The organism is Halomonas sp. JB37, assembly GCF_002332255.1.
GTDB classification, from domain to species: Bacteria; Pseudomonadota; Gammaproteobacteria; order Pseudomonadales; family Halomonadaceae; genus Vreelandella; species Vreelandella casei.
Genome location: NZ_NRGW01000001.1, coordinates 1,625,304 through 1,639,678, shown reverse-complemented (window position 1 = coordinate 1,639,678; position 14,375 = coordinate 1,625,304). Strand labels below are relative to the sequence as shown.

Here is a 14,375-nt window from a genome sequence, read left to right as displayed (position 1 = left end):
CAATGGATTTACCTATTAGCCCAGGTTTATTAATAAGCCTAATTGTTGTTGCGATCGCGGTCGTGATTATTTCTAAAGGCTTAATCATTATCCGCCAATCTGAAGTAATGGTGGTGGAACGACTTGGGTCGTTCAATCGCGTATTGGAAAGTGGTATTAACATTATTATCCCGTTTATCGAACAACCCCGCGCCATCACTATGCTGCGCTATCGCAAACTCGGTGAGGAATACACCGCGATCACCACAGACGAAATCCGGATCGACCGCCGCGAAACGGTAATGGACTTCCCCGGCCAGCCGGTGGTGACGACAGATAACGTGACGGTGCGTATTAATGGCGCGCTCTACTACCAGATTATCGACCCTAAACGGGCCGTCTACGAGGTCGTCAACATGAGCCAGGCGGTTGAGGTACTGGCCAAGACAACGCTGCGTTCAGTCGTCGGCAAGATGGAGTTGGATAAACTGTTCGAATCCCGCGCGGAAGTGAATAATGAGATTCAAGCGGCAATGGAAGAACCCGCTTCTAAGTGGGGCATAAAAATATCTCGCGTTGAAGTGCAGGATATCGCCATGCCGGATGAAGTCGAAACCGCCATGCGCCTACAAATGGCCGCTGAACGTAAACGCCGTGCTACCGTCACCGAAGCTGAGGGTGAAAAATCAGCGGCGATTGCCATGGCTCAGGGGCAGCGAGAGTCCTCCATCCTCAACGCTCAGGGTGATAAAGAGTCGGCAATTTTGCGCGCCCAGGGCGAGCAGGAGTCGATCAAGCTGGTGCTTAGCGCCATTGGCGACAGTGAAGAAAACAAGCGGACCGTAGTAGGCTATCTACTCGGCCAGAGTTACATCAAAGTATTACCCAACATGGCAAAAAACGGCGAGCGAGTATTCGTACCCTATGAATCGTCGGCGCTGCTGGGCTCGATGGGTATGTTCCGCGAAATGGCAGGCTCACCTGAAGACACCGTATCTAATCATCTTAAAAACCGCACTGGCAGTAACAACGACTTTCGTAGCGGCATAGTCGGCGGCGCGGCAGGCGTTAATTGATTTTTGCATCACTAGATGATTAAAAAAATCCTTTAGAAATACTGCAAAGCCGGTTCACGAGTGAACCGGCTTTTTGTTGGTAGTATGAAGGGTTATAGCCAAACCGGTGAGACTTTGGCGCCATCATTTGACGGATGCATTCATCATGGTAAATGCCATTGCCCGTGGCTATTTTTTCGCGCCCCCAAGCCTAGTAAAACCACGCGGCGCAGCAATACGAAAGAAGCGCTCAACTATCTCGGCATTGGTCGCTGGGGTGATTAAAGACACAGCCACAAAGACTGGCAGGTTGATAATTAACCCCCAGAAGCCTGCATGAATGCCCAGCGGATGCGCCCATAGCGTTGTAAACGCAACGGTGACTAAGAATCCCGCCACAATGCCAGCCATCACACCCAGACGAGAAGCCCGCGGCCAGAAAAACATACCAATGAACGCCGGTAATACCTGGGAGGCAAACCCTAGCCCCACTAACAGAATCATCACCAAACTACCCGGCTCAGCAATAGCCAATGGGGCAACCACCAGAAACATGATGGGTAGAATTAATAGCCGTGCGAGCTTGCCAGTCGCCCCTTCAGAGAGTTTTAACACCGGTTGAAGCACATCTTTACTAAGTGACAGCGACACCGAGTGAATAAACGGCTCGCTTGAAGACATCGATGCCGCCAAGGTGCCTGCCCCCAATAATCCGACTAACACGACGGGCAAGTGCTGCATCGCGTATTCCAGGGCAACCGTATCAGCGCGGGCCAACTCCGGCAGCGAGAAAATACCGATAAATCCCACCACTACCATGGGCAATATCACCACGTAATAGGTCGGCAGCCAGGTCGCGCTACGGCGGATAGTGCGCGCTGATGAAGCACTCATCCACTGGGTCCATACCGGCGGCATAAACGAGAACATTGAAACGATGATTGAGGTCGTCCAAAAACTAAAGCTCATATCGCCGCCCGCCCCCGGCAGCGTTAAAAACTCACCGTGTTCAGTTTGAATGCGCTCGAATACGCCCGCAAAGCTCAGCCCTCCGGTAGCGCTATGAACCGCCCACAAACCAACCGCCCAGGCAACGATCAGCATGAGCACGCCCTGAAACGCATTGGTACGGCCAATCGCCCGCTGTCCGCTGGCGTAAAGGTAGACCGCAATACAGGCCAGCACTGACAGCACACCCAGCCAAATGGGGATCATCCCTCCGCTCATTACGAACAAAATGTACGCCGAACCGATCGTTTGCAGTACCGCATAAGCGACAGAGCCAATCGCCATCACTAACGCCGCTAAAGCGCCCAGCGCTGGGCTTTGATAACGGTCAGCAATCGCGCTTGCCTGGGTTACGTGGCCAAACTGCTCACCGAACTGCCACACCTTGGGCCCGAAATACCAGGCTATCAGCGCCAAATAAGCGAGGTAGATCGCTACGTAAAACACCGCCACTCCTTTGGAATAGGCCCATCCTGGGGCACCCATGAAGGTGTAAGCACTGACACTCCCGGCGGCAATCAGCAGATATAACGTGACCGGCCCCATGCTGCGTCCTGCCACGCCCCACTCTTCTAGGCTGTTCATATCGGCATTTTTGGCACACCCATTGCGAGCACGCAGGCCAATGATCATCGCGATAGCCACATACGTTAAGGTAATCAGCAGAGGCCAAACGCTATTCATGATCGTCTCTCTCTACAATATGATTGCCAACCAGCATGACGGCCACGCAGGCAAAAATAATCAGGTAGCTCCACACCACCATGAGCGGCAACCCCATCACCAGCGTTGCGCGGTTCACCCAGCCAATCACTGGCCATGTGCCCGCTAGCACCAGCGCCACAAAAGCGACTAACAGCCCCCAGCCCGCCCTGGAGGTAGGCAGCACAATCAAGCGTTTCATCGATATCCCCTTATTCATTATTGAATGACATCAAATCACTGTGGGCAGTGTTGGCCACCGCTTGGGTAACGCTAATCGGTCTTCTAACTGTTTCGCTAGCTTTAAAACAAAATGATCAGCAAAACGAGGCCCCATTAGCTGCACGCCAATGGGCATATTGAAGGAAGTCGTTGCCTGGCTAAACCCGGCATTAAGTGAGATCGCCGGCTGCTCGCCCATATTCCATGGCACGGTGTAAATAATGTGCTCAAACGGCTGGGACGGATCATTCGTAGGCGATGACCACTCTGCTGGAAATGCGATATTGGGCGTCGTGGGTGAAATCACCGCATCTACCTTATCAAACACTGCTTCTGTCGCACGGCGCATCGCCATGGTTTGCTGAAAGCCTTGCACCGCATCGACACCCGTTAAGCGAGCACCGCCTTCTGCCCAGGCGAGAATCGAGGGCAGCACCTTCTCACGTTCTTTAGGCGCGAGCTTCATCAACTCGCCCCACTGCCGACCCTGCCAAAAGTGATCCAGTCCATCCAGCATTTCACGTGTCAGCACTGGCGCGAGGGGAACCAGCGTTGCGCCAGCGGCTTCTAATTGCTTCGCAGCCTGCTCTACGCAGTTGCGTATTTCTTCATCCAACGGCAGCCCACAGCCAGCCTCCATCATGACTCCCACGCGCAGGCCATGAAGGTCCAACGCTAAGTCGGCCCAATGGATCTTTTCTGGGGGCAAGCGCATTGCATCGCGGCGGTCTGTGCGAGCAAGCGCAGTCATCATTAACGCGGCGTCCTTTACGCTGCGCGTCATTGGCCCTGCACAGCGGCCCACATAATACGGATCGATGGGCACCCGGCCTAACGTGGGCTTAAACCCCACTACGCCACACCAGGCTGCAGGCAGGCGTATGGAGCCACCGATATCCGTCCCCACATGTAGCGGGCCAAACCCGGCGGCAGCGGCTGCCCCGGCACCTGAGCTAGAACCGCCGGTATTGCAGGCTAAATCCCATGGGTTGCGGGTTAAACCATGAAATGAAGAAAGACCTGATGAGAGCATGCCAAAATCAGGACATGTCGTTTTTGCCAGCAGCAGAGCATTGTCTTCGTCTAATCGAGTCGCTGGTGGCGCATCCTCGGTAGCTATCGCCTGCTCACCAAGCCCTGTGCCTCCGGGCACGGGCATGCCTTGCGTTGCAATTAATTCTTTTAAGGTGACCGGCACACCATCCAAGTACCCACTTGGCTGGCCTTTGGCCCAGCGCTGAGTAGAGGCCTTGGCGGCGCGAATGAATGCATCAGGTTGATACGCATAGAGCGCATTAATGTGCGGCTCCCACGTGGCGATATGTTCAACCAGTGCACCCGCCACGTCGCTTGGGGAGAAGGAACGGGCTCGGTAGCCGTCCAAAAGTTGCGTCGCCGTCAGTTGATGTAATTCAGGCATAGCATCACCTATTGCTGTTGTTATAAAACTGTCGCGATGTCACTGCGCAAGCTGCCGTGACATCAGCGTGACGGTTTCACCTCGATACTCAAGCGTTTCTTCCTCTTGCCAAGCCAAACGCCGATAAAGCGCCTGCTGATCAGGGGTATACAGATAAAAGTGCTCCATACCGCTCTCAAGCACCTCGGCTTCTACGCGTTGCACTAAGGCAGAAGCAATCCCCTTACCCCGCCATTCGGGTACCACAAATACGGAGGCTAGCCACGGAGTCAGTTCACTGCGAATGCTCATATCATCGGCAACCAGACTGGCCGTGCCGACAGGCAACTCCCCATTCATCGCGACGAAAATAGAAGGTACCGCTGCGCTACCGCATTCAGCTTTTGTCAGCTCGATAGCCTCTTCCAACGTAAGCCCTGGGTGCAAATGCCCCCAGGCGCCAAAGGTCCACCTTGCCACGATCGGAATATTGGGGTCGTCGGCGCTGAGACGCTGAAGAGTAATATCGTGCATTAGCTGCCTCTACCTTATTAAGCAAGAACGAATACAATAGCGGCTAATGAGACACCCCGCTATAGGAAGCCAAGGCCAGAGTACAGAGAGAGCCAAGCAGCGATCACCAGCGCTATCGCGGTTCACTCAGCGCTACGTCAAGTTGGCTATCCGTCAGCGGCTGACCCCAGCTATCGCTGTGCACTAACTCCTTCAGCGGCAGTCGCGAGCGCCACCCTTTCGCTTCAAGCTCCGGCTGATCTAAAAACTCGCTCACATAGCCAAGGCAAAGGTACGCCACGGGATACACATGATCTGGCAGGTTAAGGGCAGCACTCAGCTGCGTTTGATCGAGGATACTCACCCAACCGACGCCAACCCCTTCGGCCCGCGCCGCCAACCAAAGGTTTTGCACGGCTAAGCAGGTGCTAAATAAGTCGGTTTCTAGAATGCTATTGCGTCCTAACACATTAGGGCCGCCCCGACTGCGGTCGCAGGTAATACAAAGATTAAGCGGACTCTCCATAATGCCCTGTAGCTTAAGACCGCGGTAACGTTCATTGCGCTCCCCCTCAAACTGCTCGGCAGCCTTCTGATTCTCCTGCTCAAACATCGCCAGTACCGATTCTCTAACGTCTCGGCTTTCAATCACGATGAAATCCCAAGGCTGCATAAACCCCACCGAAGGCGCATGGTGGGCGGCCTTAAGAAGCCGCGCGAGTATTTCCGGTGGGATAGGATCAGGAAGGAACTGCGAGCGTACGTCGCGCCGCTCATATATAGCGCGGTACAGCCCACGCTGCTCAGCATCGGAAAAATGGTGGTTCGAATGGGTCATGGCGCTGGTCGGGCCTTATGCTGATCGATTGTGTAGACAGTGAAGAGTCTACACGAGGTCAGCTTAGCCGCCATCGTCGAGGTAAAGCGACGCCATCTTTAGGCACTTAAAAGCAATGGAGCGTGATAGAAGTTGTTACTTTAACGCTCACATTAAATAACGATTAGCATACGAATATGTTGGCTATTACTGCTGCTCAAAACCCACTAAGAACTGCTTCAATAAGCGATCAAGTTGAGCGATCTGCTCATCGGTTAAGGCAGCGGCTAGCTGTGCCTGCGTCTCTACGTGGGCAGTCACGGCCTCATCGATCACTTCGAGCCCTTGCCGGGAAAGCGAGATCAAAAACCCTCGACCGTCGTCGGGGTTTTTGACCCGTTTTATTAATCCAGCTTTTTCCAACACGTTAATACGGTGCGTCATGGTGCCCGATGTCACCATCGTGGACGCCATCAAATCCCCGGGGGATAGCGCGTAGGGCGCGCCCGCACGGCGAAGCGTTGCCATTACATCGAAACTGGCACCATTCAGATCGTATCTCGACCATGTCTTTTCCATGGCACGCATTAAGTAGTGATTCAGCCGCTTAATCCGCCCAAGCGTACCCATTGGCACCACGTCGAGATCGGGGCGCTCTTTCTGCCACTGTTTGAGAATGCTGTCTACATGATCCATGTCTGCATTTTGCGCTTTTTTATCTTGACGTCAAGACTCTTCACAAATATCTTGATATCAAGATATGACGTTGAGAATATGCGAATGACATCACCTACAGATCCCAAGACTCAATCCAAAAAAGCTTGGCTAGCCCCACTGGCATACCTATTGTCCGGCGGTGCCTTGCTGGGCCTATCGACCAATTTAGCCAAGCTGGCGGGTGAAAGGCAGCTATCAGCACTCGCTTTTTTATTTTGGTCGATCATCGGCGCAGCGCTGATATTAATTACAATCTCCGCACTCCGCCGCAACTTGCCACCTATCACGGGACGCACCCTTGAGTATTACTTCGTGGCCGGGTTTGTGGGGGTAGCGGGGTCTAACCTGATCTTTTTCTCCGCCATTCCGCATATCGGCGCAGGATTCGTTGCCTTAACCATTACTCTGCCCCCACTGCTCACCTACATTGGCGCACTGATTTTAAAGCTGGAACGCTTTCAGGTAATGCGGGCGGCGGGCGTGCTGTCAGCCCTTGCAGGCGCCGTCACCTTAGCGGCTCACAAGCTTTCCACGCCGGATGCCGATTATCTCTGGATTCTCCTGGCGCTAGCGGGGCCAGTACTGTTGGCGATCGGCAATCTTTATAGGACACTGCGCTGGCCAGCGGGTGTCTCTGGCGATGCGCTGGCCCCCGGCATGTTAATCGCCGCAGTTGTTATCCTATTCGGTGTCGATTTGCTGCCCGGCTTCTCGCTTAGCATACCCACCGAGCAACGCCTTCCATTTCTACTGATCGCGCTTCAATCCGTAGTGTTCGCAGGCCAGTTCTTACTGCTCTTTTTGCTTCAGAAAAGCGGCGGACCGGTGCTACTCAGTTTACTGGGTTCGGTGGGTGCCGTAGTAGGCGTACCGGTCGCAATTTTTTTGCAAGGCGAAACTGCCCCCGAAGGCTTGCTGTTAGGCATTGTATTGATTGGTACCGGAATTGCCCTGCTTAATATTGGCAAGGTCAGGCAGTAACCTCGAAGTCACCATCCACTTTAGAGCGCACCTGAGCCAAGACTTATTGTCAGCGCAGTAGCGTGTATTGGCCAATTAGCGGCACGACCTATTGGCTTAATGCTTTAGCACAAGATTTTTTTGAACCCGAGATAACGTATAAAAGGTAGCAATCATTGCAAACACGCTGATTAATACGGTCAAGCTGCTCTCAGTGAGACCTGCTATTACAAATGAAACCAGGGCAATACCACCATTAGTTAATGCGTAGGGAAGCTGTGTTCTGACATGGTCGATATGATCACAACCAGCGCCCGTTGATGCCAAAATGGTCGAGTCCGAAATGGGCGAACAGTGATCGCCAAAGATGCCTCCTGACAAGACGGCAGCAATACTTACGATAATGGGTGCTTCTAAACCAGCTGCCATAGGAATCGCCAGGGGAAGCATAATAGCGAAGGTTCCCCAAGAGCTTCCAGTAGCGAAGGACATGCCTGCGGCCGAGAGAAAGATAACAGCCGGAACAATAAAGGGCGGTACGTTGCCTTTCATAAGATCAACAATATAGTTGGCGGTTCCCATCTCTTTGAGTAGCGATCCTAGTGCCCATGCAAGCACTAGAATTAGTACTACACTGACCATTTTCTGCATACCTGAAATATAGATATCAAAAATATCGCCAAGACGTTTTACCTTGAAATAAATCATCAAACTCATAAGCACGACAGCGGCAAACAAATAGGCCGTGCTCAGCGCGACTCTAAAGTCACTGCCAGGGACCGACTCGAAAGGAAATCCAGCTGACACCAAAAGGCTAAATAGAGTCACGAACAGTACGCTGAGAGGAAGCCAGATAAGAGATGGGTGGCTTTCTACACCCGTACTATTAAGCTGAGCATCAATTTTACGTAAGGGAGTTGAACCGGGCCAATATAGTTGGCCTGTCTCTCTAACGCGCTGATCCGCCTGTCTCATGGCACCGAAATCAATACGCGCGAGAGCAACCGTCGGAACGGTCAGTACCGTCAAAATTGCATAGAACTGGAAGGGTATCGTTTGCACGAATGCTGTAAATTCGGAGGTATTAATCCCGAGATGATTAAACTCTTCCCGAATGAGCCCCATAACGTAAACTCCCCAGCCAATAAAGGGAATCAAGATGGCGACTGGGGAGGAAGTAGAGTCAAGAATCCAGGCCAGTTTTTCTCGTGAGACTTTGACTTTATCAAATATTTTTTCGAAAACAGGGCCCACAATTAAAGGTGTACCCATATCTGAGAAGAATATTATTAACCCCCCCATCCACGCTGAGATCTGAGTTTTTGCCTTGGTATTAATATAGTGAATAGTCCGGCTAGCAAGAGCTGCGCCGCCCCCCGAATGCTCGACTAGTGAAACGAATCCTCCGATGAAAAATAACAGGACAATAACAGCAGCATTGTAGCTATCGGTAAGCTGAGGCGTTACGTAATCACGAATGGTGCTTGTTGTGGCAGCAATCGGGTTTCCACCAGAAAGCATCATTAATCCCGCAAAGATGCCTACAGAAAGGGAGACGATGACATTTCTAAACAGGACGGCTAGCACAATGGACAGTATTGGAGGAATGAGAGAAATGAACCCCATATTTTCCATATTATTCTTCTCCTAATGGATTGAAAGCATATCGTGTACGCAGCGCGAGGCTCTTTCGAGCAGCGAGTGACGTTAGCTCAGAGGATCAATGTATTCTGGCGATGAGTGCGTGAACATACGCAATATGAGAGCTGTAAAGCGCACGAGATTAGCGCCCAACTCCAGCGGGAATACAGCCCCAGACAAAATAGAGAGAAAGGGTTTTCACCCAAGACTCGTCAGTGCTTTTCTGCTAAAATTTTTGTGCGCAATATCTATTATTAAACAAACAAAATCAACTCTTTATTTACAAAAAACGGTTACCTAAAAGCAGTATTTTAACCGTATCCAAGTACATCAATAAAAAACGCCAAGGCAGCGCCTTGGCGTTTCGGCTTGCTGTTAACAGCGTTCTTCCTACCCCAACTGAAATGGATAAACCGAGCCAATTTGCAGCACTTGCGTCAGTTCATCCAATGCCGTGAGCGATTCTTCTGCAAGCTGCGGGTCGGCAAGATCATCGGGCGCTAATCGGTCGCGGTAATGACAATTGACCCAAGCGGTAAGATCGCCGTACAGCACATCGGTCAGCAGCACGCGGCTGGTAAGCACTGCTCGTTCGGCATCCGTCAGCACCACGCGCAGACGCAGGCAGGCAGGTCCGCCGCCGTTGCGCATACTCTGCTTGACGTCTTTCACGATCACCTCACTGATCGGGTTATTGCCCGCCAGCAGATAACCTTGCAGCGTACGCCAGACCGCTTCTCGCTCCTGGCACTCGCTGGGTACGACCAGCGTCATAGTACCGTCTGGATTAGACAGCAGCTGTGAGTTGAACAGATAGGAAGCTACCGCATCTTCCATGCTGACGGCATCGAGAGGTACGCGTATGGGAATCAAGGGCGTCGACATTTTGGCGCGCAGCTCATCTAGCGTCCCCTCTTCGTCCAAAAACGCCATTTCGTGATACAGCAGTACAGGGCCATTGCCAACGGCAATCACGTCATTGTGAAAAACGCCTGCGTCGATGGCGTCCGGGTGCTGCTGAGCAAACACTGTTTGAGCTTCCGTCAGGCCGTGCTGGCGAGCCACCGCTTGGCTAGCTTCTAACGTCTGTCTTGCCGGAAAGCGTGCTGGCTGACGCTCGCCACCAAACGCCTGGCGGCCATAGACAAACAGATGAACGCCCGGCTCGCCATGCTCGCCGCAAAGGCGCGTATGGTTGGCCGCGCCTTCATCGGAAAAATCAGGCGTGGCGGGCAACACCGGGTGATGGGCGAAATACTGCTCATCGTGAAAAATCGCCCGCAGTACGCGGCCCGTGGTTCGTGGTTCGAGGTAACGATGAAAGCTGGACTGCAGATTCGCCGGAGTGAAATGTACTCGGCTGTCCCATGCATCCCGGCTGGGCGTAATAGTGCCTGCGTTAGCCGTCCACATGCTGGAAGCGGAGCAAACGGCGCGCAGCAAATGCGGGGCCTCGGTGGCGGCGCGAGCCAACACTTCACGGTGGCTACCCTTAAAGCCTAAATCACGCAGCGCGCCGATATCAGGCCGCTGCTGAGGTGGCAATACGCCCTGAGCGTAGCCTGCATCCATCAGCGACTTCATTTTCAGCAGGCCCTGCAGCGCGCCCTCTTTGGGGTTCGACACCAAGCCCCCATGGCTCATCGAGGCAACGTTACCTACCGCAAGCCCAGAGTAATTGTGGGTAGGGCCAACCAAACCGTCGAAATTGACTTCTCTGACATTGCTGATGGCAGCGGTGCTCATAGGATGACTCCCGGCGGCAGGGTATCGGGCATCTCCAAGGTGTCAGCTTCCATGGACGCGACGGGGTAGGCGCAGTAGTCCGCCGCATAGTAAGCACTGGGGCGATGATTGCCGCTGTCGCCCACGCCTCCAAAAGGTGCATCGCCAGAAGCCCCGGTCGTTTGGCGATTCCAGTTCACAATCCCGGCACGGATACGCAGTAAAAAGTCGTCCCAATCGGCTTTATCACCGCCAATCAGACCGGCAGAGAGCCCATAACGGGTATTATTAGCAAGCTCAAGCGCCTCATCCCAATCGTGGTAACGATGGATCTTGAGTAGCGGCCCGAAGTGCTCCTCATCAGGAACGTCCAGTCCCGTCACGTCGATAAGCGCAGGGCTCAGCAAGCTGGTGCCCTCCTGAAGCCGCTGCATACGATTGATGACCGTGGCGCCCAGTGCTTCCAGCGCGTCCTGAGCTTTTAGCAGCCCGTCCGCGGCAGCCACGCTAACCAAACCGGCGTAAAATGGCGCAGGATTTTCGTCAAACTGGCCCGCCACGTGCAGCTTGGTAATAGCCTCTGAGAGCGCTTCGATTAAGCGGTCGCCAACGTCACCCAAGGGCACCACCAATCGACGAGCACACGTACAGCGCTGGCCACCGGAAAGGTAGGCCGACTGTAGAATAGCCAGCACGGCGGCGCGCTGATCGGGCACATCCTTAACCACCAGGGGATTATTACCGCCTAGCTCCAGCGCGAGAATTTTATCCAACTGCCCGGCGAACTGCTTGTGTAGCATGCCCCCAACATTGGCACTGCCGGTAAACAGCAGGCCATCAATGCCGGGATCCGCAGCCAGCGCTTGTCCGACTGCCACGCCACCCTGCACCAAGTTTATAACGCCCGCAGGCAGCCCGGCTTCTAGCCAGCACTGCAGTGTGAGATCAGCCGTTAGCGGGGTTTGGTCACTAGGTTTAAAAACGATGCAGTTACCCGCTAGCAGCGCAGGCACCATATGGCCGTTAGGTAAATGACCGGGGAAATTGTACGGGCCAAATACTGCCATGACACCGTGGGGGCGATGGCGTAGAACGGTTTTAGCGCTACCCACTGATTTTTCACGCTCACCGGTGCGTTCGTGGTATGCGCTGATCGACAGGGCAATCTTACCCACCATCGCTCCGGCCTCGGTGCGCGCCTCCCAGAGCGGCTTGCCGGTTTCAGAGGCAATCGCCAGGGCAAGATCTTCACCACGCGCTTTTAAAATCTCGGCAAACCGCTCGACCAGTGCCTGACGCTCAGTAACGGGCGTGCGCGCCCAGCTAGGAAACGCTCCCCTTGCGGCGTTAATCGCGGCGCCAACCTGCTCACTAGATGCCGATGCGCCCTGCCACAGCTGCTTAGCCGAGATGGGATCATGCTTGGCGAACGTGTCTGCTTCACCGGCTACCCAGCCGCCGTTGATCAATTGCTGCTGTTGAGCGTGCATCGTTCTCTCCTAACGTTACCAAACTTATGCCGTGCTTATTTTTGCAGGATTTAGGTTTCCAGTAAGCGAACGAAGTCACCGGTGGTGACGCCTAGTCGTCTTGCTTCCTGCTCACTAAGCACAATGATGTTGTCATGCGTGGGCGCACGGCCTATCCAGCTGGCAGTAAAATTGCGCATTTGGATAGTCGACGCCAGCCAGCGGCTGACGCTCTCTTGCGGGGCGCCAGATGAAACGTCTACCTGGCACAGCCGCGAGTTGCGGACCGCTCGCACGTCGTCGATATACGCCTCTACCGTCGGGCCACCATCAAAAATATCGATATAGCCTTCCCAGCGCAGCCCTTCTTTGTTGAGCATTTCTAGCGCAGGTCGAGTATGGCGATGCACCTGGCCAATGCAGGCTCGCGCCTCTTCGGCCATGAACGTTGTATAGATAGGAAACCGTGGCATCAGCTCGCCGATAAAGCTCTTCTGGCCCAAACCGGTTAAGCGGTCAGCTTCACTGAAGTCCATCGGGAAAAAGTGCTTACCCAGGCTCTCCCAGAAGGGGCTGGTGTTGTTCTCATCGAACACGCCGCGCATTTCCGCCAGCACTTTTTGCGGGAAGCGGTCACGAAATTGAGCGATAAACAGCCACCGAGCCTTTGAAAGCAGCGCGCCATTGCGTAAGTGACGATTCGCTTCGCCACGATACTCAGGACGCAGAAACAGTGAGCAAACCTCTGCATCGCCAGTGTGGTCGGAGCTTAAAAACAGCGTATCGATAGTGCGATGCAAATCAAGCTGGATGGATGAGTGTGCCAACGCACCTAGGCGATAGTTATAAAACGGCACTTCACGACCCACCTGCCCCTCAATCGCGCAACAGCCGGCGAGTTCGCCATTTTCTTCGTCTTCTAATACAAAGAAGTAGAGCCGATCGTCTACCGGCGTGCGTTCTTCAAATGCGCTGGCGGCGGCTTCAATTTTACCGGCGAGGAATTCACGATTATCCGGTAATGAGGTAAAGCCAACGCCTGCCTGCTGCGCAAGCGCCTGAAGCCCATCCAAATCTTCACGGGCAATGGGTCGAATGCGCATTACATTTCTCCTTCATCAAGCGCGTCTACCGCGGTGGGTAATGTCAACGGCGCGGCAAGCACCGCTCGCCCTTCGGTGACACCCAGCCGCTCAGCGTGCTCAGGAGACAGCATTAGCTGACCCGTCGGCGAGAGCGCATAGCGCGACACAATGCAGCGGAACTCGCCGAGTTTTTGATTGGCGACCATCGCCGGCTCAGCATCGGGCAGCGCATGTTCAGGGCGAATGCGTACCGGGTGCCAAGCGGCGCTACGAAAGGTTTCCAGCCGCTCGCGCTCCGCTTTTACAATCGGCCCGGCGTCGAAAATGTCCACGTGACGAGAGCGCACAAAGCCTTCCGCCAACATCTCCTGTAGCGCCTCTTCATGAGCCGGATGTTCGCGACCAATCGCGGCCCTCGCTTGAGGCGTAAGCAGCGGCAAATAAAGTGGAAATTGAGGCATCACCTCAGCGATAAAGCTTTTCGAGCGCACTCCCGCCACGTGATTAATATCTTGAAAACTACGGGCAAAAAAGTGCCGTCCTACACTCTCCCAAAAGGGCGATTCGCTGTGGGTATCCAAATAGCCTGGAAATGCCACGGCTAGAATGCGCGAAAAGCGTTCGGGGTACTGAGCAATAAACATCAACCGCGCCCGGCGTAGCAGGCTTTCTGCACTGGTGCCCTTGTAGCGTGGGTTAAGCGAAAAAGCACACAGCAAGGTGGCATCTGACACTTCATGGGAAAGCGCGAGTGTCTGCACTTCACGGCGCACGTTGAGCTGCTGGGAGGCGTGAATCAGCGTTTCTTGACGATAAGTGTAATAGGCTTCACTGGCGCCAGCCTGGGCGCGAATAGTGGCCGTACCCAGCACCTCCTCCCGGCTATCGTCCGCTAACACAAAGGTATAGTGCTCATTTTCAGGAAACTCAACGTCACCACTAAACGCATCCAAAGAGCGCGCAATGCGCTCCTCAAGTCGCTCACGGTTAGCAGGCAGGTTGGTTAGCTTAGGCACGGCTTGCTCAGCTAACTGCTCCAATGCGTTGAGATCCGTCGCCCTAACGGGTCGCACTACCAGCATT

Annotated in this window: 13 protein-coding genes; 2 read left to right on the top strand and 11 right to left on the bottom strand. The window is 53.9% G+C overall.

Going from position 1 to position 14,375, the window contains the following annotated elements; translation table 11 throughout:
• The first annotated feature begins 2 nt into the window (after window positions 1-2).
• The gene (locus CIK78_RS07575) at window positions 3-1,055 is read left to right on the top strand and encodes an SPFH domain-containing protein (protein WP_096278737.1); all 1,053 of its coding nucleotides are present in this window, start codon (window positions 3-5) and stop codon (window positions 1,053-1,055) included.
• A 168-nt stretch (window positions 1,056-1,223) separates the two neighbouring features.
• On the opposite strand, the gene CIK78_RS07570 is transcribed toward CIK78_RS07575, so the two are convergent.
• From CIK78_RS07570 to CIK78_RS07545, 6 genes are all read right to left on the bottom strand, one after another.
• Complete coding sequence (locus CIK78_RS07570) at window positions 1,224-2,726, bottom strand: sodium:solute symporter family protein (RefSeq protein WP_096278735.1); 1,503 nt, start codon at window positions 2,724-2,726, stop codon at window positions 1,224-1,226.
• On the bottom strand, window positions 2,719-2,946 hold the full coding sequence (locus CIK78_RS07565; protein ID WP_096278733.1) for a hypothetical protein: 228 nt from the start codon (window positions 2,944-2,946) through the stop codon (window positions 2,719-2,721). The genes CIK78_RS07570 and CIK78_RS07565 overlap by 8 nt, the downstream gene beginning before the upstream one ends.
• Window positions 2,947-2,976: 30 nt before the next feature.
• The gene (locus CIK78_RS07560) at window positions 2,977-4,386 is read right to left on the bottom strand and encodes an amidase (RefSeq protein ID WP_096278731.1); all 1,410 of its coding nucleotides are present in this window, start codon (window positions 4,384-4,386) and stop codon (window positions 2,977-2,979) included.
• Between the two features lie 39 nt (window positions 4,387-4,425).
• Window positions 4,426-4,899, bottom strand: a complete 474-nt coding sequence (locus CIK78_RS07555; protein WP_096278729.1) for a GNAT family N-acetyltransferase — start codon at window positions 4,897-4,899, stop codon at window positions 4,426-4,428.
• A gap of 112 nt (window positions 4,900-5,011) precedes the next feature.
• Window positions 5,012-5,716: a 5,6-dimethylbenzimidazole synthase gene (gene bluB, locus CIK78_RS07550; RefSeq protein WP_096278727.1), complete on the bottom strand. Its 705-nt coding sequence runs from the start codon at window positions 5,714-5,716 to the stop codon at window positions 5,012-5,014.
• Between the two features lie 186 nt (window positions 5,717-5,902).
• On the bottom strand, window positions 5,903-6,391 hold the full coding sequence (locus CIK78_RS07545) for a MarR family transcriptional regulator (RefSeq protein ID WP_096278725.1): 489 nt from the start codon (window positions 6,389-6,391) through the stop codon (window positions 5,903-5,905).
• Window positions 6,392-6,475: 84 nt separating this feature from the next.
• Between CIK78_RS07545 and CIK78_RS07540 the strand changes: the two genes are divergently transcribed.
• Window positions 6,476-7,393 (top strand): DMT family transporter, encoded by a 918-nt coding sequence (locus CIK78_RS07540; RefSeq protein ID WP_096278723.1) that lies wholly within the window; start codon window positions 6,476-6,478, stop codon window positions 7,391-7,393.
• Window positions 7,394-7,489: 96 nt separating this feature from the next.
• On the opposite strand, the gene CIK78_RS07535 is transcribed toward CIK78_RS07540, so the two are convergent.
• The 5 genes from CIK78_RS07535 to CIK78_RS07515 all read right to left on the bottom strand — a co-directional run bounded on the left by CIK78_RS07535 (window position 7,490) and on the right by CIK78_RS07515 (window position 14,374).
• Entirely contained in the window at window positions 7,490-9,007 is a 1,518-nt protein-coding gene (locus tag CIK78_RS07535; RefSeq protein WP_096278721.1) for a Na+/H+ antiporter NhaC family protein, read from the bottom strand.
• A 396-nt stretch (window positions 9,008-9,403) separates the two neighbouring features.
• Window positions 9,404-10,759: an N-succinylarginine dihydrolase gene (gene astB, locus CIK78_RS07530; RefSeq protein WP_096278719.1), complete on the bottom strand. Its 1,356-nt coding sequence runs from the start codon at window positions 10,757-10,759 to the stop codon at window positions 9,404-9,406.
• Complete coding sequence (astD, locus tag CIK78_RS07525; RefSeq protein WP_096278717.1) at window positions 10,756-12,228, bottom strand: succinylglutamate-semialdehyde dehydrogenase; 1,473 nt, start codon at window positions 12,226-12,228, stop codon at window positions 10,756-10,758. Before astD ends, astB begins: the two co-directional genes overlap by 4 nt.
• Before the next feature lie 50 nt (window positions 12,229-12,278).
• Window positions 12,279-13,310, bottom strand: coding sequence for an arginine N-succinyltransferase (astA, locus tag CIK78_RS07520; protein ID WP_096278715.1), 1,032 nt, complete (start codon window positions 13,308-13,310; stop codon window positions 12,279-12,281).
• On the bottom strand, window positions 13,310-14,374 hold the full coding sequence (locus tag CIK78_RS07515) for an arginine N-succinyltransferase (RefSeq protein ID WP_096278713.1): 1,065 nt from the start codon (window positions 14,372-14,374) through the stop codon (window positions 13,310-13,312). The genes astA and CIK78_RS07515 overlap by 1 nt, the downstream gene beginning before the upstream one ends.
• Between the last annotated feature and the right edge of the window lies 1 nt (window position 14,375).

Bases quoted from the DNA above. Each gene is read 5' to 3' on its own strand.
- CIK78_RS07575 (WP_096278737.1), top strand. From the start codon at position 3: ATGGATTTACCTATTAGCCCAGGTTTATTAATAAGCCTAATTGTTGTT.
- CIK78_RS07570 (WP_096278735.1), bottom strand. From the start codon at position 2,726: ATGAATAGCGTTTGGCCTCTGCTGATTACCTTAACGTATGTGGCTATC.
- CIK78_RS07565 (WP_096278733.1), bottom strand. From the start codon at position 2,946: ATGAAACGCTTGATTGTGCTGCCTACCTCCAGGGCGGGCTGGGGGCTG.
- CIK78_RS07560 (WP_096278731.1), bottom strand. From the start codon at position 4,386: ATGCCTGAATTACATCAACTGACGGCGACGCAACTTTTGGACGGCTAC.
- CIK78_RS07555 (WP_096278729.1), bottom strand. From the start codon at position 4,899: ATGCACGATATTACTCTTCAGCGTCTCAGCGCCGACGACCCCAATATT.
- bluB (WP_096278727.1), bottom strand. From the start codon at position 5,716: ATGACCCATTCGAACCACCATTTTTCCGATGCTGAGCAGCGTGGGCTG.
- CIK78_RS07545 (WP_096278725.1), bottom strand. From the start codon at position 6,391: ATGGATCATGTAGACAGCATTCTCAAACAGTGGCAGAAAGAGCGCCCC.
- CIK78_RS07540 (WP_096278723.1), top strand. From the start codon at position 6,476: ATGACATCACCTACAGATCCCAAGACTCAATCCAAAAAAGCTTGGCTA.
- CIK78_RS07535 (WP_096278721.1), bottom strand. From the start codon at position 9,007: ATGGAAAATATGGGGTTCATTTCTCTCATTCCTCCAATACTGTCCATT.
- astB (WP_096278719.1), bottom strand. From the start codon at position 10,759: ATGAGCACCGCTGCCATCAGCAATGTCAGAGAAGTCAATTTCGACGGT.
- astD (WP_096278717.1), bottom strand. From the start codon at position 12,228: ATGCACGCTCAACAGCAGCAATTGATCAACGGCGGCTGGGTAGCCGGT.
- astA (WP_096278715.1), bottom strand. From the start codon at position 13,310: ATGCGCATTCGACCCATTGCCCGTGAAGATTTGGATGGGCTTCAGGCG.
- CIK78_RS07515 (WP_096278713.1), bottom strand. From the start codon at position 14,374: ATGCTGGTAGTGCGACCCGTTAGGGCGACGGATCTCAACGCATTGGAG.